19 protein-coding genes are annotated in these 20,459 nt (G+C 71.2%); 10 read left to right on the top strand and 9 right to left on the bottom strand.

What is annotated here, in order from left to right; all coding sequences use genetic code 11:
* Positions 1-7: 7 nt before the first annotated feature.
* The 9 genes from CTZ28_RS15065 (at position 8) to CTZ28_RS15025 (ending at position 11,062) form a co-directional block, all read left to right on the top strand.
* Positions 8-967, top strand: a complete 960-nt coding sequence (locus CTZ28_RS15065; RefSeq protein ID WP_121889899.1) for an STM4015 family protein — start codon at positions 8-10, stop codon at positions 965-967.
* Positions 948-2,105 (top strand): STM4014 family protein, encoded by a 1,158-nt coding sequence (locus tag CTZ28_RS15060; protein WP_121889898.1) that lies wholly within the window; start codon positions 948-950, stop codon positions 2,103-2,105. The genes CTZ28_RS15065 and CTZ28_RS15060 overlap by 20 nt, the downstream gene beginning before the upstream one ends.
* 1 nt (position 2,106) lies before the next feature.
* Positions 2,107-2,913 carry an STM4013/SEN3800 family hydrolase gene (locus tag CTZ28_RS15055; RefSeq protein ID WP_121889897.1) on the top strand — a complete coding sequence of 269 codons (807 nt, stop codon included), beginning with the start codon at positions 2,107-2,109 and terminating at the stop codon, positions 2,911-2,913.
* Positions 2,910-4,268, top strand: coding sequence for an STM4012 family radical SAM protein (locus CTZ28_RS15050; protein ID WP_121889896.1), 1,359 nt, complete (start codon positions 2,910-2,912; stop codon positions 4,266-4,268). Before CTZ28_RS15055 ends, CTZ28_RS15050 begins: the two co-directional genes overlap by 4 nt.
* A gap of 10 nt (positions 4,269-4,278) precedes the next feature.
* Positions 4,279-5,172 carry an STM4011 family radical SAM protein gene (locus CTZ28_RS15045; RefSeq protein ID WP_121889895.1) on the top strand — a complete coding sequence of 298 codons (894 nt, stop codon included), beginning with the start codon at positions 4,279-4,281 and terminating at the stop codon, positions 5,170-5,172.
* Positions 5,173-5,302: 130 nt separating this feature from the next.
* Complete coding sequence (locus CTZ28_RS15040) at positions 5,303-6,010, top strand: heme oxygenase-like domain-containing protein (RefSeq protein WP_121889894.1); 708 nt, start codon at positions 5,303-5,305, stop codon at positions 6,008-6,010.
* A gap of 99 nt (positions 6,011-6,109) precedes the next feature.
* Positions 6,110-9,238, top strand: a complete 3,129-nt coding sequence (locus CTZ28_RS15035) for an amino acid adenylation domain-containing SDR family oxidoreductase (protein WP_121889893.1) — start codon at positions 6,110-6,112, stop codon at positions 9,236-9,238.
* Positions 9,239-9,259: 21 nt separating this feature from the next.
* A complete protein-coding gene (locus CTZ28_RS15030) occupies positions 9,260-10,525 on the top strand; it encodes an FAD-dependent oxidoreductase (RefSeq protein WP_121889892.1) in 1,266 nt (421 codons plus the stop codon).
* Positions 10,526-10,645: 120 nt separating this feature from the next.
* Positions 10,646-11,062: a DUF6233 domain-containing protein gene (locus tag CTZ28_RS15025; RefSeq protein WP_121889891.1), complete on the top strand. Its 417-nt coding sequence runs from the start codon at positions 10,646-10,648 to the stop codon at positions 11,060-11,062.
* Positions 11,063-11,343: 281 nt separating this feature from the next.
* On the opposite strand, the gene CTZ28_RS15015 is transcribed toward CTZ28_RS15025, so the two are convergent.
* The 8 genes from CTZ28_RS15015 to CTZ28_RS14980 form a co-directional block, all read right to left on the bottom strand.
* Positions 11,344-11,685 carry a DUF5713 family protein gene (locus CTZ28_RS15015; RefSeq protein WP_121889889.1) on the bottom strand — a complete coding sequence of 114 codons (342 nt, stop codon included), beginning with the start codon at positions 11,683-11,685 and terminating at the stop codon, positions 11,344-11,346.
* Positions 11,686-11,706: 21 nt separating this feature from the next.
* The gene (locus CTZ28_RS15010; RefSeq protein ID WP_121889888.1) at positions 11,707-12,351 is read right to left on the bottom strand and encodes a hypothetical protein; all 645 of its coding nucleotides are present in this window, start codon (positions 12,349-12,351) and stop codon (positions 11,707-11,709) included.
* A gap of 6 nt (positions 12,352-12,357) precedes the next feature.
* Positions 12,358-13,194 carry a carbohydrate ABC transporter permease gene (locus tag CTZ28_RS15005; protein ID WP_121889887.1) on the bottom strand — a complete coding sequence of 279 codons (837 nt, stop codon included), beginning with the start codon at positions 13,192-13,194 and terminating at the stop codon, positions 12,358-12,360.
* Positions 13,191-14,159, bottom strand: coding sequence for a carbohydrate ABC transporter permease (locus CTZ28_RS15000; RefSeq protein WP_121889886.1), 969 nt, complete (start codon positions 14,157-14,159; stop codon positions 13,191-13,193). Before CTZ28_RS15000 ends, CTZ28_RS15005 begins: the two co-directional genes overlap by 4 nt.
* Positions 14,156-15,496, bottom strand: a complete 1,341-nt coding sequence (locus CTZ28_RS14995) for an ABC transporter substrate-binding protein (protein WP_121889885.1) — start codon at positions 15,494-15,496, stop codon at positions 14,156-14,158. Before CTZ28_RS14995 ends, CTZ28_RS15000 begins: the two co-directional genes overlap by 4 nt.
* A gap of 108 nt (positions 15,497-15,604) precedes the next feature.
* Positions 15,605-16,333 carry a cupin domain-containing protein gene (locus tag CTZ28_RS14990; RefSeq protein ID WP_121889884.1) on the bottom strand — a complete coding sequence of 243 codons (729 nt, stop codon included), beginning with the start codon at positions 16,331-16,333 and terminating at the stop codon, positions 15,605-15,607.
* Positions 16,327-17,250 carry a DUF6807 domain-containing protein gene (locus CTZ28_RS14985; RefSeq protein ID WP_121889883.1) on the bottom strand — a complete coding sequence of 308 codons (924 nt, stop codon included), beginning with the start codon at positions 17,248-17,250 and terminating at the stop codon, positions 16,327-16,329. Before CTZ28_RS14985 ends, CTZ28_RS14990 begins: the two co-directional genes overlap by 7 nt.
* Complete coding sequence (locus CTZ28_RS14980) at positions 17,247-18,395, bottom strand: Gfo/Idh/MocA family protein (protein WP_121889882.1); 1,149 nt, start codon at positions 18,393-18,395, stop codon at positions 17,247-17,249. The genes CTZ28_RS14985 and CTZ28_RS14980 overlap by 4 nt, the downstream gene beginning before the upstream one ends.
* Before the next feature lie 305 nt (positions 18,396-18,700).
* Here CTZ28_RS14980 and CTZ28_RS14975 point away from each other — a divergent pair, with 305 nt between their 5' ends.
* Entirely contained in the window at positions 18,701-19,744 is a 1,044-nt protein-coding gene (locus CTZ28_RS14975) for a LacI family DNA-binding transcriptional regulator (protein ID WP_121889881.1), read from the top strand.
* 170 nt (positions 19,745-19,914) lie between these two features.
* Here CTZ28_RS14975 and CTZ28_RS14970 read toward each other — a convergent pair.
* Positions 19,915-20,459: PP2C family protein-serine/threonine phosphatase (locus tag CTZ28_RS14970; protein WP_147481151.1), on the bottom strand; the 545-nt coding region annotated here is incomplete at its 5' end.

The following is a 20,459-nucleotide window of genomic DNA, read 5'->3' as shown; positions in this document are numbered from 1 at the left end:
GTACGTCATGACCTTCGCATCTCACTTCGAGACCTTCCACGGGCTGCCCGTCCTCACCTTTCCCGAGCCACATGAAGAGGCGCTTCCCGCCGCGGGCGAGGTGGCCTGGCGGCTGGACTGTTCCTGGGAGACACCGTTCGCCGAACTGTGGCAGAGCTTTGTGGACCGGGTGCCGAGCGCAGAGGTACGGGCGCTGGTCATCGGGCCCTGGTGGCACGACGAGTACAGCGAACTGCGTCCGGAGCTCGAGCTGATCCTGGCCGACGCGGGGCGCTTCCCCGCGCTGCGCGCCGTGTTCCTCGCCGACGTCACCGGCGAGGAGTGCGAGATCTCCTGGTTGCAGCTCACCGATGTCACTCCCGTCCTGGAGAGCTTCCCGCTGTTGGAGGAGTTGGGCGTGCGCGGCGGCAGCTCGCACGGGCTCGGTGAGGAGCCCCTGTCGCTGCGCCCGGTGCGCCACGGCGCGCTGCGCGTGCTGCGGTTCGAGTCGGGTGGCCTGCCCGGGGAGGTGGTACGGGCGGTCGGGGCGTGCGAGCTGCCCGCGCTGGAGCGTCTGGAGCTGTGGCTCGGCGTGTCCCACTACGGCGGTGACGCGACGGTGGCCGACCTCGCGCCGGTCCTGGCCCAAGGGCGCTTCCCGGCGCTGCGTCATCTGGGGCTTCAGGACAGCGAGTTGCAGGACGAGATCGCGGCGGCGGTCGCCTCGGCGCCGGTCGTGGCGCAACTGGAATCGCTGAGCCTGTCCATGGGCACGCTCACCGACGCCGGCGCCGAAGCCCTGCTCCGCGGCCAGCCGCTGACCCATCTCGAGCGGCTGGACCTGCACCATCACTTCCTGAGCGAGTCCGTGGCCGACCGGATCCGGACGGCCTTCGGCTCCGCCGGGACCGAGGTGGATCTGTCGGACCGCCAGACTCCGCACCGCCGGCGGGGCGAGGAGTGGCGCTATGTCGCTGTCTCCGAGTAGTCCGGCTCCCGGTGCCGGCCGTCGGTTCGCCGTGGTCGGCAATCCGGAGAACCGGCGGACGACGATGTTCGCCGCCGCCGTCGGCTCGGCCGGCCACGCCGCACCCCGCGTACTCGCGTGGCGGGACGTGCTGCGCGGACATTACGGCTTCACGCCGGGCGAGTTCGTACGGATCGACTCCCCCGGCGAGAACGCCGAGGTGGACCGGCTGCTGCGGGGCACCGACGATCCCACCCGGGTCGAGGGAACGGCGCTGTGGCACCGCCGTTTCACCGCCGCGGTCCGGGAGGTGACGGGCGCGGCGCGACGCGCGGGCGCGGTGACGTCAGCCGACCCGGAGGAGGTTGCGGTCATGTTCGACAAGCGGCGCTGCCATGCCCGGCTGGCCGCCGCGGGCGTCCCGGTCCCCCCGGCCCTGCCGGGCCCGATCGGCGGCTGGGCGGGGCTCAGGGAGCAGCTGAAGTCCGCCCGGATCTCACGGGCGTTCATCAAGCCGGCGCACGGCTCGTCGGCCTCCGGTGTCGTGGCACTGTCGATGGCGGGTCCCGGCCGGGTCAAGGCGACGACGTCCGTGGAGACCGCTCCCGACGGCCGCCTGTACAACTCTCTCCGGGTGCGTCACTACACCGCGGAGACCGAGGTCGCCACCCTCGTCGACGCCCTGGTCCCGGACGGGATCCACGTCGAGCGGTGGCTGCCCAAGGCATCGCAGGGCGGCCGGGCCGCCGATCTGCGGGTCGTCGTGGTGGCGGGGCGCGCCACGCATGCCGTGGTGCGGACCAGCCGGCACCCCATGACGAATCTGCACCTCGGTGGCGCCCGCGGCGACCTGGACGCGGCACACATGGCGATCCGCGCCGCGGGAGGCAGCTTCGCCGACGTGCTGGAGGTCGCCGAGCGGGCGGCCGCGTGCTTCCCGGGCACGCTGTGCGTCGGAGTCGACGTCCTGCCGTCCACCGGGTGGCGCCGCTTCGCCGTCGGTGAGGTGAACGCCTTCGGGGATCTGCTGCCCCGCCTGACCGGACTGCCCGGCAGCGGCGCCGAGGGCCTCGACACCTACGCCGCGCAGGTCGCCGCGACATCGGCCGCCGTTCGGCGAGCGGAACGCGAGGAGCACCACCATGACACCACCGCTTGACATGAACGAGGTCGTGGGCAGCCACGACCTCCTGCTGGTCACGTTGGACACCCTGCGCTACGACGTGGCGCAGGAGTTGGCGGCGGCCGGACGCCTGCCGAACCTGGCCCGGCATCTGCCCGGTGGCGCCTGGGAGCGCCGGCACGCGCCCGGCAGCTTCACGTACGCCTCCCACCAGGCGATGTTCGCGGGTTTCCTGCCGACACCGGCCGCGCCGGGCCCGCATCCGCGGCTCTTCGCCGCCCGTTTCGCGGGCAGCGAGACCACGGCGGACGGCACCTTCGTCTACGACACGCCCGACCTGATCTCGGGTCTGGCCGCCGTGGGCTACCACACCGTCTGCATCGGCGGCGTGGGCTTCTTCAACAAGCAGGGGCCGCTCGGCTCCGTCCTGCCCGGGATGTTCCACGAGAGCCACTGGGAGCCGGAGTTCGGCGTGCCCTCGCCCACGTCCTTCGAGGCGCAGGTGGCCTGCGCCGAGAAGGTCGTCGCCGGACTCCCCCAAGAGCGGCGCCTGTTCCTCTTCGTGAATGTGTCGGCCCTGCACCAGCCCAACTGGTTCCATCTGCCGGGTGCGACCCGCGAGGCGGGCGACACGCGGGCCACTCACGCCGCGGCCCTGGAGCACGTGGACCGGCACATCGGGCGGCTCTTCGCAGCCGCCGCGGGCCGCCGCCCGTGCTTCGCCATCGTCTGCTCCGACCACGGCACCGCGTACGGCGAGGACGGCTACTGCGGCCACCGCATCGGCCATGACGTCGTCTGGACCGTTCCCTACGCCCACTTCTTCGTCGACGAGGCCCGATGACCGGCACCGAAGCAGCCGCCGCACCCGCCGTCCGCCCGTACCAGCAGTACGTCTACGCCTATCCGCACAAGACCGCGTACCGCCCGCTGCCCCGGGAGCGCGGGTCCCTGCGCGCACTGTGGGCGGACGAGCCGAAGGACGCCCTGTCGCTCTATTTCCACATCCCCTTCTGCGAAGTGCGCTGCGGTTTCTGCAATCTGTTCACCCGGATCGGGGCGCCGGACGGCCTGGCCGGTGCCTATCTGGACGCGCTGGAGCGTCAGGCGATCGCGGCGCGCGAGGCGCTGGGCGACACGGCTCGGTTCGCCAACGCGGCCTTCGGCGGCGGTACTCCGACCTTTCTGGAGGCCGCGGAGCTGGATCGCCTGTGCGACCTCGCCGAGCGTGGCCTCGGCGCGGATCTGACCGCCGTCCCGCTGTCGGTGGAGGCCTCGCCCGCCACGGCGACCGCCGACCGGCTGGCCGTGCTCGCCGCCCGCGGCGCCACGCGGCTGAGCCTGGGGGTGCAGAGCTTCATCGACACCGAGGCGCGGACGGCCGTACGCCCGCAGCGCCGGGCGGACGTGGAAGCGGCCCTCGCCCGGATTCGCGACGCCGGCATCCCCGTCCTCAACATCGACCTGATCTACGGCATCGACGGCCAGACCGAGGCGTCCTGGCGGTATTCCCTCGACGCCGCCCTCGCCTGGCAGCCGGAGGAGCTGTACCTCTACCCCCTCTATGTGCGCCCGCTCACCGGTCTGGGCCGGCATCACGGCGGGGCGCCCGGCGAGGCCGCGTGGGACGAGCAGCGGCTGCGGCTGTACCGGCACAGCCGCGACCACCTGCTCGCGCGGGGCTACGAGCAGGTGTCGATGCGCATGTTCCGTCGTACGGGCGCCCCCACGACCGGCGGAGAGGACTACGCGTGCCAGACCGACGGCATGGTCGGCCTCGGCTGCGGCGCCCGCTCGTACACCTCCACGCTGCACTACTCCTTCGACTACGCGGTGGACATGCACCGCATACGCGGGATCATCGACGACTACACCGCCCGCTCCGCCGACGGCTTCCGTCACGCCGACTACGGCTGGGAGATGACCGAGGACGAGGCCCGGCGCCGCCATCTGCTGCAGTCACTGCTGCAGGCCGAGGGCATGCGGGTCGCGGACTACCGGGCCCGCTTCGGCAGCGCGCCCGGCGACGATTTCGCCGCCGAGCTCGACCGGTTCGGCGACCGGGGCTGGCTGGACGATTCCGCGGGCGAGGACCTGCTGCGGCTCTCCCCGGAGGGGCTGGCCCACTCCGACGCGCTGGGTCCCGAGTTGTTCTCCGCCGCCGTCCAAGAGCGCATGGCCGCCTACGAACCGAAGTGACGGAGCCCGCATGGACCTGACCATCCTCTACCGTGGCCCGCTGGCGTCGTGCGACTACGACTGCCCGTACTGTCCCTTCGCCAAGCGCCGGGACACGCGCGCCCAGCTGACCGCGGACCGCGCCGCGCTGGAGCGGTTCGCCGCCTGGGCGGCCGCACAGCAGGACGACCGGCTCTCCCTGCTGTTCACGCCGTGGGGCGAGGGCCTGGTGCGCTCCTGGTACCGGCGTACGCTCGCTGAGCTGAGTCGGCTGCCGCACGTCCGCCGGGTGGCGATACAGACCAATCTCAGCTGCCGTACGGACTGGCTGGACGCCGCCGACCTGGACACCCTCGCCCTGTGGTGCACCTTCCACCCCGGGCAGACGCCGTACGACCGTTTCCTGGCCAAGTGTCACGACCTGGCCGGGCGCGGGGTCCGCCACAGCGTCGGTGTCGTCGGTCTTCCCGAGCACCTGGAGCACGCGCGCCGCCTGCGCGCCGATCTCCCCGCCCAGGTGTATCTGTGGGTCAACGCCGCCGAGGGGCACACCTACACCGATGCCGAGGCCGACCGGTGGAGCGCCCTCGACCCGCTCTTCCCGTACAGCCGCCATCCGCACCGCAGCGCGGGCCTGCCGTGCCGTACGGGCGAGTCGGTCATATCGGTGGACGGCGACGGCACGGTGCGCCGCTGCCACTTCGTCCGCTCGGAGCTGGGCAACCTGTACGACGGCTCCTACCGCCGGGCCCTGCGCCCCCGCACCTGCCCCCTGACCACCTGCGACTGCCACATCGGCTACGTCCACCTGGAGACACTCCCCCTGTACGACATCTTCGCGGGCGGCGTCCTGGAGAGGATCCCGGCGCAGCACGGGGCTCCGGCTGGATTCCGGGTGCCATGGACGGACGGTCACCAACCGTGACTGAAGAAGGTCCGTAGCACCGGCGGTTTCAGTCGGGGTGGCTCGAAGTGTTCTTAGGTGTTCAACGCGTTCACGCCGGCAGTGCTTCCTGCCTCTGTTCTGTGCCTGGGGTGCAGTTCTATTCAGGTGGGTGGGAATCGACCGCCAGGTGATGGAGGTTGCCGTGGCACACGGCGTGGATTTTCTGTTGAAGGCGACGACACCGGATATCGCCGCCCACGTGCATGCGAATCGGTTGGTGGCGGCTGTCGCGGCAGGGGAGGCCGGCGCAGCCGAGGTGGCGAGGGTGGTGGTGGGCGAATATCACGCGCACACCGCGGAGGTGGCGGCGTTTGCCACACTGGCCGCCCGCCATCCGCAGCGTCCCGTGGCCGGCTATTTCCTGGATCTGGCGCGGCTGGTGCTGGACTGCGAGCCCCCTCTGCTGGCCTGTGCGAGTGCGCTGGGCAGGAGCGCGGACGAGATACGCGGTGAGCGTCCGCCGGCCGGGATGCGGGCATTCGGTTCACTGATGGGTTGGCTGGCGATGCGGGCGGGACCGGCCGAGGCGGCCTGCGCGATCCGTGCGGACCTGTTGCTGTGGTGCGGCGTCTGCTCCGCGCTGACCGATGCCCTGAGGGCGTCGGACTCGCCGCTGCCCGAGCCGGTGACGGACTACTTCGAGTTGTTCCGGAGTGCGCCGGACCGCTTCGTCGATGGCGCTCGCGAGGTGGCCGCCTTCGGCCTGGCTCACGGGGAGTCGCCGGCCATGGTCGAGTACGCGGTCGCCCAGGTCGAACCCGTACTGGCCGGTTTCTGGTCCGCGGCCCTCGATCCGACCGCCCGCGGATCCCGGTGATGGCCGCAGTGCCCCACATCTTCGACCGGTCTCGCTGCCACCTGCCGGAGAGCGAACTGCTTCAGTGACACCATCCCCACGAGCACGCGGAGCATACCCATGACACCCATATCGGATACCCGTGAGTTCTCGCCGCAGGATCACCACGCGCAGGTACGCCGCTGGAACGCCACCGTCACCGCCTATCCGCGCGAGGCGAGCGTGTCAGATCTGTTCATCAGGCAGGCCAAGGCACGCCCGGGGGCGGTCGCGGTCTGCCAGGGCCGTGAGCGAGTGACTTACGGCGAACTGGACGACCGGGTGGGTCGGTTGGCCGACCACCTGGTCGCCAGTGGCGTCAAGCCGGGCGACGTGGTGGGGGTGCTGCTGGAACGCTCGGTGGCGTGCGTGGCGGCCGTGCTCGCGGTGCTGCGGGCCGGTGGCGCCTACCTGCCGCTGGACCCCCACTACCCGCGGCAGCACCTGCTACAACTGCTCAAGGACGCACAGGCCGGCCTGGTGGTCACCAGCGCCGGTCACCAGGAACTGGTCGCTGAACACGCCCGGGTCGCGGACATCCACGCCGCGTTCGACCGTACCGGGGCATCGGACAAGGTTCAGGTCGGTCAGGACGATCCCGCCTACGTGATCTTCACCTCGGGGTCAACAGGCGTGCCCAAAGGGGTTGTTGTGCCCCACCGCGGCCCGGTACGGCTGGTGTGCCAGGGTGATGAGCGGCTGCGGCTGACGCCCCGGGACGTGCTGCTGGCCACGACCAGCCCGACCTTCGATGTCTCCTGCTTCGAGTGGTTCGCGGCCCTGCTCAACGGGGCCCGGCTCGTGCTGGCCGAGGTGGACACTCTGCTGGCCGCCGACGCCCTGGAAGACGTGCTCGGCAGCGAGCGTGTGAGTGTGATGTGGCTGAGCGCGGGCCTGTTCCACCAGATGGCCAAGGTACGTCCGGAGATGTTCGCCCGTCTGCGGTGCCTGATCGCGGGTGGGGATGCCCTTTCGCCTGAGGCGGTGCGTCGGGTGCTGGCCCACGGCCGGCCCGGGGTGCTGCTCAACGGCTATGGCCCGACCGAGAATTCCTCACTGTCGACGGTGCACGCGATGACCGGGCTGGCCGCCGATGCGGAGACGGTGCCGATCGGCACGCCGGTGGCCAACTCCACGGCGTACGTGGTGCGTACGGACGGCACCCTGGCCGCTCCGGGAGAGACGGGCGAGTTGTGGGTGGGCGGCGACGGGGTGGCGCTGGGCTACCTGGGGGACGAGGAGCTCACCGCGGAGCGCTTCGTGCCCGACCATCTGGGGCCCGATGCCTCCGGCCGGTTGTACAGGACGGGTGATCTGGCCCGCTGGCGCCCGGATGGGGTGCTGGAGTTCCTGGGCCGCCGTGACCGGCAGGTCAAAGTGCGCGGCTACCGCATCGAACTGGACGAGATCGAGGTCCACCTCAGCGCCCACGAGTCGGTGCGCGAGACAGCGGTGATCGCACCGCGCGGTGGCGACCACGACCGGCTGGTGGCCTGGGTGACCCCGCAACCGGGTGCGGACGGTGCCGAACTGAGCTGGCGGCTGCGGGAGTTCCTGCGCGACCGACTGCCCGTGTTCATGGTGCCCAATCCGATTCTGGTGCGTGATCGGCTGCCGCTCACGCGTGCCGGAAAGATCGACCGTGACCGGCTCGCCCAGGACGCCGACCGGCACGGCTCGGCAGCCTCGACCGGGACACAGGCGGCCTCGACGCCGGTGGAAGCGGCTGTCGCCGAGCTGTGGGCGGAGATTCTGGGGATCAGTGAGGGCATCGGGCGCGACACGGACTTCTTCGCCCTGGGCGGTCACTCGTTGCAGGCCACGAGGCTGGCCGCCCGGTGCCGGGCCCGCTTCGACCTGGCCCCGGAGCACAGCCGTTACCTGATCCGTGCCCTGCTGGCCAACCCCACCGTGCGGACCTTCGCCGCCCGCGTCGAGGAGCTGACCACCGCCGCCGCCCAGGACACGGACGAGCAGGCTGTCGACTTCGAAGCCGTGTCCCGCCTCGACGCACACCTGTCGTTCCCGACCGCCGCGGGACTGCCGCCGCGGGGGCGGCGTGTGGTGCTCAGCGGCGCCACCGGTTTCCTGGGCACCTACCTTCTGGATGCCCTCGTGCGTGACCAGGCTGCCGCCCAGGTGTACTGCCTGGTACGGGCCCACAGCGAAGCGGAGGGCAGGCAGCGGCTGGCGGCCCGGATGCGCCGCTACGGACTCGACTTCCAAGCCGTCAGCAAGCACGTCACCGTCGTACCCGCCGACCTGGCGGCCCCGCGCTTCGGCCTCGATCCGGCCGCGTTCCAGGCGCTGGGTGAGGGCAGTGACACCCTCCTGCACGGCGGATCACGCGTGAACTTCGCCTACCCGTACGCCGCGTTGCAGGCCATCAATGTGGGCGGCACCCGTACCATGCTCGATCTCGCACGCATCGGCCCCGCCAAGGCGTTCCACTACGTCTCCAGCATCGCCGTCATCGCCGGGTTCGGCATCGCCGGTGTGCGGCACGTCGAAGAAGACACCCCGCTGCGCTTCGCCGAACGCATCTCACTGGGCTACCCGGAAACCAAGTGGGTCGCCGAACGCCTCGTCGCCCAGGCCGCACAGCAAGGTCTCGCCGTCGCCATCCACCGCCCCTACGAGATCACCGGCACCCGCGAGGGCGGCGTCTGGAACACCGACACCATGATGTGCGCACTGTTCCGCAGCATCGCCGAGACCGGTCTGGCCCCCGACATCGAACTCCCCCTCGACTTCGTGCCCGTCGACTACACCGCCCAGGCCATCGCCCACATCCTCGCCCACCGGCCGGCCCGCGGACACGTGCACCACATCACCAACCCCCGCGACGGCCGGCTACGCCTGCTGACCGAGCGGCTCCGCGCCCGCGGCTACCGGGTGCGCACGGTGCCTTACGACGAGTGGGTCGCCTTCATGGCCGACCTCACCGCCGCCGACCCCAGCCAGCCGATGGCACCGTTCATGCCGATGTTCATCGAACCGGCGCGCCAATCCGAGATCTCGGTCAAGGAGATGTACTTCGCGGGTACTTTCCCCACCTTCGGCCGGACCAACTTCGAGGCGGGGATCGACGGATCCGGTCTGTCCTGCCCGCCCGTGGACGCCGCGATGCTCGACTCCTACATCGACTACTTCATCGACTCCGGCTTCCTCCAGCCTCCCGTCCCCGCCGGCCCGTCGATTCCTGCCTGAGTGAAGGGAAAACACGTCCCCATGCGTATCGCGATCATCGGGGCGGGCATCGCCGGACTGACGGCGGCCTGGCTCCTGGACGAAGACCATGACATCACCGTGTACGAGGCCACCGACCGGCCGGGCGGCAATATCCGCACCGTCCCCGTCACCACCGCCGAACACGGCACCCTCGACCTCGACCTGGGCGCCCAGTTCCTCTCGCCGACCGCCTACCCCGACCACACCGCCCTGTGTCGCGCCCTCGGCATCACGGCCCACGACACCACCGCGGTCCCGCTGACCACGACACTGCAACGCGCCGGACAGGACGAGCCGTTGCTGGTCACCCCGCACGCTCCCGGGGACGCGGAAGCCGGGCGCAAGCCGCTCGCGGGGCCGGCCTGGGAAGCCCTGGGCGCCTTCCTGGCCCAGGCCGCCCGTCTCGAAGCCGAGAACGGGCCGCAGACCATCACCGTCGCCGACCTCGCCGGCCCCCTCGGCCTCCCTGACGACCTGTACCGGCACGCCGTCCTGGCCTGGTGTGCCTCCTTCGTCGGCTGCACCCTCGATCAGGCTGCCCGGATGCCCGCCCGCGCGGCCGCGGCCTGGGGCACCCGCACGCCGCCCGAGCAGGCGGAAGCCGCGCCCATCTGGCACACCCTCACCGCGGGACTCGGCGCCCTGGTCCACCGTCTCACCGCCGCGTTGCGGGCCCCCGTCCGCCACAGCACGCCCGCCCGGCACATCTCCTTCAGCGGCGACCGGCCCGTCGTGCACGGCGCGGACGGGCAGGCGCTCATCTACGACAGTGTGGTCCTTGCCCTGCCCGCTCCCCAGGCGGCCCGGCTCCTGCACCAGTGCCCGCAGCTCACCGGTGCCGCGGCCCGTCTCGCCGAATTCAGCTATGTCCCCACCACCGTGGTCCTCCACCGCGATCCGCGGCACATGCCCGCCGACCGTGCCCACTGGTCCAGCTCGAACACCACCAGTGACGGCCACTGGGCAGAGACAACCAGCTGGCTCGGCCCGCTCGTGGGCACCGATCTCTTCAAGAGCTGGATCACCCACCGCACCCCGCCGAACGAGATCATCGCCACGGGCCACTTCCGGCAGCTTCTGCCCACCGTGCCCGGCCGCCAGGCCGCCACCCGGCTCGCCGCCTGCCAAGGGCACTACGGCGTCCACTACGCCGGCAGCTACCTGTACGACGCCGACAGCCAGCAAGGAGCCGTCCGCTCCGCCATCGATGCAGTCCGCGCCCTCGCCCCCCGCAGCCGGCGGCTCCAGGCACTCACCACGCCGTGACCCTGGGCCCTGTCGTCCCCTCCATGCCTGTCCGGCGGCCCGGCGACGGTGCCCTCCCGCCGGGCAGGCCCCACACGGCCGATGGACACCCGACGGTCCACCCGGCCTATTATCGAACACGTGAACGAGTTGCCGCCCGATCCACCGCGCCTCCGCGCGATCCTGGCGCACCTGGAACGGCAGCTCGCCGAGAGCGAGACGATCGCCACCTATCTGCGCCTTCAGCGTGACGCCGTACAGGCCGCGCTCGCCCGTGCCGAGGCACCGCCCGCACGGCGCCGGACCCGACCGGCCAAGGGCGGGGACCGGCTCCCGGCCCTGGCGCAGTCGACGGGACGGCCCGGGTTCGCCGTCCAGCAGGAGCGCACGGCAGACGGGCTCGCACCGGCGACCGTCCATGTCGACGACTGCACCATGATCAAAGGCACCTGCCACCCGATCCGCGTCCACGAGGCCCGCGTCGCGCTCACCGACCCGAGCATCGCGGCGTGCGCCTTCTGCAGGCCGGACACCGAGGTGGGCATCGATCCGGCCTGAGCGGGCGCCGGCCTCCTTGTCCTGCCTGGGCGCGGCACCGGACGTAGATTCGGACATATGGACGGGGTGCCCGAGCGCATCGATCCGTCGACGGACCGGGTGGCCGCCGCGATTCTGCTCCGCTGCTCACCGGATGAGCTCGGATACTGCCCGCGCTGCCAGGGGCTCACCCACCGCTACGGCCGTGATGCGCAGGTTCTCTGCCCTGCCTGCGCGGCGGGCGCGGTCTGGAGTCCTGCACGCGGAGATTCGGTGTCGTCGCCGGATGAGCGTGACCAGGCTCACCACTCCCGTGTGGCGATCAATTCCTCGACGTCCGCGTCGGTGAACCCGTAGGCCGACGCGACAAACCCGAAGTCCTCGGCGATCTCCTCCCGAGCGACCGTCTCGATCTCGCTCCCGGCCGCCTCGAACTCCGCCTCCAGCAGGTTGAATTCCTCCGTCGCGGCCTGGGTGAGCACGTACAGGGCCGCCAGGTCCGACGGCCGTTCGGCCTCGATCCGTTCGCACAGCCGCAACAGGACTGCCCTGCCCTTGTCCACGACCTGATCGGGAAAGTACGGGTCCGCGTAGAGCGGCTGCAGAAACGCGCGCCCGGCTATCTGCTGGTTCATGATCGGCACGGTGCCTTCCTCTCCCCTTGGTCAACCAACGCGCCGATCATGCCCCACACCACTGACAGGGCGAGGTCGCCTCGGGCGGTGGCGGAGGTCCACCACGGTGGCCGCGAACGCCACGGGTCCGGGCAGCAGCGGGGCCAGCAGCGGCATGGACCAGGCGAGCAGCGCGGCCAGGAGTACGGCGCTGCCCAGCAGGAGGGTGCCGCGCGGGTCGGCGGCCGAGCGGACCAGTGCCTCGCGTGCGGACAGACGGTGCGGGGCGGTGAGCGCGGTGGCACGCAGTCCCACGGTCGTGCCGCCCAGCGCGAGCAGCACCAGCGCGGGCGCCATGACGTCGGCTCCGGGCAGTCGGCTGCGCAGCAGCGCGGCGTCGACCAGCACGACCACGGCCAGCAGCGGCGGGACCAGGCCCGCGGCCAGTGAGCCCGCGGACAGGTGTGCGCGCAGGTGCCCGACGTACCCGCTGATCCGGATCTGCGCGCCGGGGCCGACGGCCTCCTTGAGAGTCGCCGAAGCCGCGGCGAAGGCGGCCGGGGCCGTGACGACCGGGAGACAGGCGAGGCTGGTGAGCAGGCCCACGAGCAGCATGTCGGCGAACAGGGCGAAGCCCGGGCTGAAGATCTCGCCGGGTTCCCGGCGGTCACGGGGTGGTGCGGGCGCGTGGGTCATGGTGGTTCAGCCCTTCAGTCCGGTGGTGGCCATGCCTTGCACCAGGTAGCGCTGGAACACGAAGAAGAACAGCATGATCGGCAGCACGGAGATGACCGACATCGCGAACATGGGGCCGTAAGCGGAGGTGCTGTTCTGGTCGACGAAGCCGCTCAGCGCGAGGGTGATGGTGAAGTTCTCCGGCGCGAACAGGTAGATCATCTGTGTGAAGAAGTCGTTCCAGGTCCAGATGAAGGTGAAGATGGCCGTCGTGATCAGCGCGGGCCGGCTCAGCGGCAGCGTGATCGACCAGTAGGTGCGGAAGGCTCCGCAGCCGTCGATGCGGGCGGACTCCTCCAGTTCGCGTGGGAGTCCGCGCATGAACTGGACGATGAGGAAGACGAAGAACGCCTCGGTGGCCAGGAACTTGGGCAGGACCAGCGGCCAGTAGGTGTCCACCATGCCGAGCCGGTTGAAGATGATGTACTGCGGGATCAGCACGACGTGGTGCGGCAGCATCAGCGTCGCGACCATGAAGGCGAACATCGCTTTGCGCAGGCGGAAACGCAGCCGGGCGAAGGCGTAGGCGGCCAGTGAGCAGGACAGGACGTTGCCGAGGACGGCGCCCGCCGCGATCAGCAGGGTGTTGGAGAGCAGGCGGGTGACGGAGATGCCCGAGACGCCGTCCAGCGCGGTCGTGTAGTTGGACCACTCCAGATGGCTGGGCCACAGGTCGAGGCTGGTCACCACCTCGTTCGCCGGCTTCAGCGAGGTCGCCAGCAGCCAGGCCAGCGGGTACAGCAGGATCAGCAGGCACACCGCCGCGACCGTGTGCGGCAGCCACCGCTTCGTGGCGATGTTCATCGCGTCTCCTCGTCCGCGTAGAAGACCCAGGACCGGGAGGTCCGGAACAGGATCAGGGTGATGACGCCGATGACGATCAGGAGCAGCCAGGCCATGGCCGCCGCGTAGCCCATGTGCGAGGCGGTGAATCCGCGCTCGTACAGGTGCAGCGTGTAGAAGAGCGTGGAGTCGGCCGGGCCGCCGTCGCCGCCGCTGATGGCGAAGGCCGGGGTGAAGACCTGGAAGGAGTTGATGATCTCCAGCACCAGGTTGAAGAAGACGACCGGGGACAGCATCGGCACGGTGATGGAGACGAACTGCCGCCAGCGGCCCGCGCCGTCGAGCGCCGCCGCCTCGTAGAGATCGGGGGGTACCTGTTGCAGTCCCGCCAGGAAGATCACCATGGGTGCGCCGAACTGCCACACCGACAGCAGGACGACCGCGTACACCGCGAGGTGGGGGTTGCCGACCCAGCTGCCGGTGTGGATGCCGAACGTGTCCAGGACGCCGGAGACCGAGCCGCCGTCGTTGAACAGCGCGCGCCACACCAGGGCGATGGACATGCTGGCCCCGAGCAGGGAGGGCGCGTAGAACGCGGAGCGGTAGAAGGCCCGGCCCCGGGCGAGGTTCTTGAGCAGCATGGCCACGCCGAGCGCGAGGGCGAGCTTGAGCGGGACGGCCACCACGACGTAGAGCAGCGTGGTGCCCACCGACCTCCAGTAGCGGGGGTCCTGGGTGAGCATGTCGCCGTAGTTGCGCAGGCCCACCCAGCGCGGCGGATCGAACATGTTGTAGTCCGTGAACGACAGGTACAGGGACACGGCCATGGGCACGAGGGTCAGTACGACCGCGCCGATCATCCACGGTGAGAGGAACACATAGGCGGGCCACTGCCGTTCACGTACCCGGCGGCCCCGCTCGGCCGCCGGGCGGCGGTCCGTCGTTCGGTCGGCGCGCGCGGGCGCCCTGGTCGACACAGCGCTCATGACCTCAGCTCCCGCCTGGCCTCTTCGATGAGTTCGTGCGCCGCCTGCCGTGGCGTGGCAAGCCCGAACAGCACACGCTCGTAGGTGCGTTTGAAGGCGCGGTTGATGGCGACGTCGCCCCGCGGTGGTGCGGTGGGCGGGGCGCCCAGGCCGTACTGCTCCATCGTCTGCGCGTACTGGTAGATCTCGCGTTCGGGGCCCTTGAGCGTCTTGGCGACGCGGGCGGCGATCACGCGGTTGGGCGGAGTGGACCGGGTGAAGCCCAGGATGTCGCCCGCCCGGCGGTCGTTGAGGAGGAAGTCGACCAGTTCGGCCGCCTCCTTGGGGTGTTTGCTGTGGGCTCCGATGCCCAGCAGCATGCTGGGCTTGAAGTACGAGCCCTGACGGCCGTCGGTCGACGGCGTGGGCGCGAAGTGGACGGCGTCACCGAGGAGCGCGGTGTAGCCGGGGAACGGCGCGTCCCAGGTGTAGTCGGCGGCAGCGAGGCGCCGGCCCAGGGGGCTGGTCTCGGTGCTCTTGGCCTGTGCGGTGTCCTCGGCCGCGGCGATGGCGCCTTCCCTGCGCAGTGTGTCGCAGAACGTCCAGAAGGCCGTGAGGTCGTCCTCGGTGAACCCGAGCCGGCTCTGACCGGCGTAGAGCTGTTTGCCCCGGCTGCGCAGCCAGGTCTCGAACACGTCCTGGTTGCCGCCGCCGTCGTTCGCGCCCGTCACCGGGCGGCCGTCCGGGGACTTCAGGCCCAGCGCGGCGATCTTCCTGTTGGCGGTCGCCCAGTCCTGCCAGGTCCAGCTCGGCTGCGGGGTGGGGATGCCGGCCTTCTGGTAGAGGGCGGAGTCGTAGGCGTATCCGGTGATGCCGCGGCCCATGGGCAGTGCGTACTGTTCGCCCTTGTAGGTGCCCGTGCGCAGGAACGGCCGGTCCATCTCCGAGGTGCGGATCGTGTTGTTCCCGATGTCTTCGCCGAGCGGTCTGAGCGTGCCGCCGGCCGCGTACTGGGAGATCTGCCGGTAGTCGAGCTGGGCCACGTCGGGTATGCCGCCGCCCGCGGCCTGTGTGGCCAGCTTCTGCAGATACGAGCCGAACTCAGCGTTCGACGTGCGGACGGTGACGCCGGGGTGTTCCTTCTCGAAGAGCTGTACGGCCTGCTCGGTGCGCGCGGCACGGTCGTCGTTGCCCCACCAGGAGAACGTGAGGGTGATGCCTTGGGACGTGGTGCCGACGCCGGCCGCGGAGCACGCGGTGAGTGCGGCCGTCAGGGCGGTGCTGAGACCGACGCCGGCCGCGGCCAGGACGGCCCGGCGGCGCGGGAGCCGACGCCGGCCGCTCAGGGGCTCGGACATGATGGCCCTCCAGGACAGGGTGCGGGGAATGCAGGGAATGCGCAGGGCGTCGGACGCGCGGCGGCCCCGGGTTCACGGTCGGGCCCCGCCGTCGTACGGGCGACGGAGTCAGCTGCCGTGGTAGACGTCCAGGCGGCCGCACATGCCGAAGCGGCCGCGTGCGGCGGGCCCGATCGCCGCGACCCGGGCCGCGGCGAGATGCCGCTCGTCCTCGGCGCGCAACGCGTCGAACTGGGCCTCGGTGGCCGCCGTGGCGGCGTGGGCGCCGGCGCGCCAGCGCTGCTCCCAGGCGTCGAGGCGGGGCCGCACCAGAGCGACGGCGGCCCGCTGGAAGGCCGCCAGCGGCTCCGGATCGCCGCTCTCGGTGGCCTTCCGCAGCTCCTGGAAGCGGCGGGTCGCCAGATCCCGGCGGGCGCGCGCGACCTGCGCCTGCTCGGCCTCGGGAGCATCGGCGGGGATTCGGACCGCGTCCGCATATGTCCCGGTGCCGGTGAGCAGGTCCTGGGGCAGGGTGAGCACCGCGTCGCCCGCCTCGGGCAGGCCGCTGTTCTGCATCACGACGGTGATCTCCAGGCCGCCGTCGTTGATCAGGCGGTGGACGGTGCCGGGCGTGAACCACGCGACCGTGCCCGGCTCCAATGGCGTCTCCTGGTAGCCGGAGGTGGTGAGGGTCTGCACCGCTCCCCGGCCGGCCGTCACCACGTATCCCTCGCTGCACGTCAGGTGCAGATGCGGAGTGCCGCCGCCGGGCCGGCCGTCAAGGGTGGGCCAGTCGTACACGCGCAGCCGGGACACACCGACCGCCGCGGGGAATCCGTCGTACGTCGCGCTCACCACGCCCGCTCCCGCAGTCGCGCGGCGACCCGCTCGCGGTCCCAGGCGCCGTCGGCGACGGTCACGCGATAGCCGCGCGTCAGGGTGTCCGCGGGGGCGAGGACCAGCTCCTCGTGGAACGCCCAGGACGGCGCGACCGCGGCGAACGGGTCACTGCGCACGAACCAGTGAGCGGGATGCGTCCCCTTGTCGCCCGCGTGGTCGTTGGCCGGTGCGTGCTCGAAGACGACCGTGGCATGACCGTCACGCCCGTCGTGCTCACCGACGTAGGCCAGCCAGGTGGCCTGACTGCCCATCAGGTCGCCGTCGGCCGCCTCGGACGTGAAGACCCGGCCGTCGCGGAAGGCGCGCGGGCCGCGCCAGAACAGCCCGGTGTATCCGGCGGCCGGGCGGCCGTGGGTGGTGGGGCTGCCGAACCGCAGGGGTTCGGCGCGGCGGTTGGTCACGGCCGAGGTCCACGTGAAGGACCAGCTGCCGTTCTCCGGATCGACCTCGCACACCTCGATCCGGCGCTCCTCCTCGGCCCACAACGCACCGTCGTACGGGTGCCAGGTCAGGCGCTCGGCGATGACGACGCGGTCGCCGTCGGCCGCGACCTCTTCGAAGGCGACGTGGGCCATGGAGCCCACCCGCTCCGGCAGCGCGACGTAACCCTGCCCGTGCACATAGGTGTTGCCACCCCACAGGTTCTGGCCCGACAGATGAGAGGCCGTCAGCTGCAGCCCCTTGTGCCACCGGTGGTCGTTGGGGCGGTAGGCGGTGACGAGTGCGCCGGACAGGGTCCGGATCGGGTGAAGGTAGGGCTTGGGCGCCTCCCACGCGTCCTCGGGCCGGTACACGTAGGCGAACAGCTCGGTTCCGGTGCCCTGGTGGGCCACGGTGATGCGGTCGCCGTGGGCGTGAGTCAGTGCGAGCGTCATGCGGAGGCTTCCTCCTTGCGTGCCTCGGCAGGCGCCCAGCCCTGGGCGCCGCCGTGCAGTGCGGTGTAGTAGGGGTCGCCGGGGCCGATCTCCCCGGCACGGACGGGGGCATCGGTGAACGCGGACTTGTACAGGGCGGTGATGAACTCGAGCGTGCCCCGGCCGCCCGTGCCGCTCGTGGGATGGCGCCGGCCGGCCTTGATGTCGGCGACGAGGGCGCGTAGTTGGGCCAGATGCGAACTGGGTTCGTCGGCGCCGAAGTCGCGCCAGGCCGTCACCGTCTCCTCGGGGACACCGGGCGCGGGAGTGATGCGCCAGTCCGCGTTGCGGTATCCGTACAGATGGGTCAGCTCGATCGTGGCGCGCTCGCAGTCGATGCGGATCCGGCTGACCTCGTCCGGGCTCAGCACGCTGTTGACGACGGTGCCGACGGCCCCGTTCGCGAAGCGCACCAGCGCCGTGGACACGTCCTCGGTCTCCACGTCGTGCACCAGCCGCGCCGCCATGCCCCGCACCTCGCTCCACGGGCCCATCAGGTCCAGCAGCAGGTCCGTCTGGTGGATACCGTGCCCCATCGCCGGGCCGCCCCCCTCGGTGACCCACCGGCCGCGCCACGGAACCGCGTAATAGGCGGCGTTCCGGTACCAGGTCGTCTGGCAGTGGGCCACCAGCGGACGGCCGAACTCACCTGTTTCCAGCAGGCGGCGCACATGACGCGCACCGGAGCCGAACCGGTGCTGGAAGACGATGGACGCGTACGCCCCCGTGCCACCGGACTGTTCCGCCGCCTCGATGGCGTCGAAGTCCGCCAGCGACGGGCACGGCGGCTTCTCGCACCACACCCAGGCGCCCGCCCGGAGCGCGGCCACGGACTGCTCCCGGTGCACGGCCGGTGGTGTGCACAGCACCACCAGATCCGGGCGCACCTGTGCCAGCATCGCGTCGAGGTCCGTCGCGGCGTACGGGATCCTGGCCTTGTCGGCGAACCCGCGCACCGCGTCCGGGTCGACGTCGACAGCGGCGACGACCTCCACCTCACCTTCGTCGGCCAGCGTCCGGAGTGCGGGCAGATGGCTGGAGCGCGCGATACCCCCCGTGCCGACCACGGCTGTGCGCAGCGGGTTGTTCGAGCCTTGCGGAGACATGCGGATCCTCTCGTGAGGAAGTCGGACGGACCACTGCGGGAGCGCGAGTTCGGGGACGGCGGCATCGGCGCGAGCCCGCGAGCGGCGCCATCCCGTCAGAGGCCGGCGGCCTCGGCTCGCCGAGGTGGGGCGGCCGTGCGAGCTGCCGCCGACGCGGCGTCGGCGTGCGGTTCCAACGTTGTAACCGTGCGGTGTCGCCAGGGTCAACCCCTCGTGAGAAAGGGATTTCTAAGCCGTTCACAGGGCTGACTCCCGTCGTGGACATGTGCATAATCCAGGGAAACCGAGGTGATGGGGGTTGGTCGGTGACAGCAGTGACACTCAAGGACGTGGCGGAGCGGGCAGGGGTGTCCATCAAGACCGTGTCCAACGTTGTACGCAACGCTCCACGGGTGTCCGAAGCCACGCGGCAGCGGGTGATGCAGGCCGTGCACGAGCTCGGCTACCGGCCGAACCCGTCGGCACGCCGCCTCCGCACGGGGCACAGCGGCCTGATCGCGCTCGCCGTCCCGGAACTGACCATGCCTTACTTCGCGGAGCTCGCGCACCACGTGCGAGCGGAGGCCGCGGCGCTGGGCCTCACCGTCCTCATCGAGGAGACCCTGGGGGACGCGAGGGAGGAGCTGCGCCTCGCGACCGGCATCGGCGCGTCCCTGCTGGACGGCGTGATCCTCTCGCCCCTGCATGTCGCCCCCGATGAACTCGCCGCCGTCGCCAACGAGTTCCCCCTCGTGCTGCTCGGCGAGCGCAGCTACCGGCGCGAGCAGGTGGTGGCCGACCACGTCCTGATCGACAACGTCGCGGCGGCACGCGACGCCACCGCGCACCTGGTCGGTCTGGGCCGCACCCGGATCGCCGCCATCGGCGTGGACCACAAGGCGTCGGAGACCAGCCGCCAGCGCCTGCAGGGCTTCCAGCTCGCCCTGCACGGGGCAGGGCTGACCTACGATCCCCGGCTCGCGCCGCGGGTACGGGAGTTCGACCGCCACAACGGGCTGCTGGCGATGCGCGCCCTCACCTCGCTGCCCGCCGGCGTACGGCCCGACGCCGTCTTCTGCTTCAGCGACATGCTGGCCCTCGGTGCGCAACGGGCCCTGTACGAGGCGGGCTTGAAGATTCCCGAGGACGTCGCCGTCGCGGGCGTCGACGGCTCGCAGGAGGCGCTCTACAGCACCCCGTCGCTCACATCCGTCGTCCCCGACAAGGCGGCGATCGCCTCGCTGGCCGTGAAGTGTCTGGCAACCCGCATCCGCGCCAAGGAACCCCTGCCGTTCGAGGTCCACCTGGCCCCGTACTGGCTGGACGTCCGGGAGTCCACCGACGGCGTACGACGGCAGTTGTCCCCCTGACCCGCGAGCGCGCTGCGGCCGGCCGCCGGGCATCCCCACCGTGGAACAGCCGAGGACGCATCGATGAACACCGCCGCGCGGATCGCCTCGGGCGATCGCAGCACACGGCCGCCGACGATGAGTACGGCCACGGCCACGCCGACGATCGCCACCGGCTGCCCGGCCTTGGCTCAGACGGTCTGTTGATGTTCTTCGTGGGTGCGTACCTGGCGGCCGACGCCGTGCACCAGATCGCCGAGGTGGAGTCCGCTGAGGGGTGCCGTGGGACTGCGCTGGATGGCGAGGAGGGCGGCGTCGTCGCAGAGGGCCCCGCGGGTGTGGGCGAGGAGGTCCTGCCGGACGTGGTGGACGAGGGCGGTGGGGCTGCTCTTCGCGCAATGGGCGACCCGTTCTTCCAGGGGGTAGAAGGTGCGGGTCGGTCCGCGGGCTTCCATGACGCCGTCGGTGTAGAGCAGGAGGGTGTCGCCGGCCAGGAACGAGAAGGCGTGCGCGGTGCGGGCGCCCGGTCCCAGTTCCCAGGTGCCCAGGGGCGGCGCGGTGTGCGGGCTCGCGACGGCCGTCACGGTGCCGTGTCTGATCAGCAGGGGCGTGGGGTGCCCGCACACGGTCATCCGGGCCACGGGACTGTGGTCGGGGATCTCCAGCAGCAGTGCGGTGATGAAGTGTTCCTGGGCCTCCTCGTCCGCCTCGGGGAACTGCGTGAGGTAGCGGTGGA

The sequence above is a fragment of the Streptomyces shenzhenensis genome (assembly GCF_003688995.1).
In the GTDB taxonomy this organism is placed as follows: domain Bacteria; phylum Actinomycetota; class Actinomycetes; order Streptomycetales; family Streptomycetaceae; genus Streptomyces; species Streptomyces shenzhenensis_A.
Note: the sequence above shows the minus strand (reverse complement) of the source record. Positions and strands in the feature narration are given on the sequence as shown.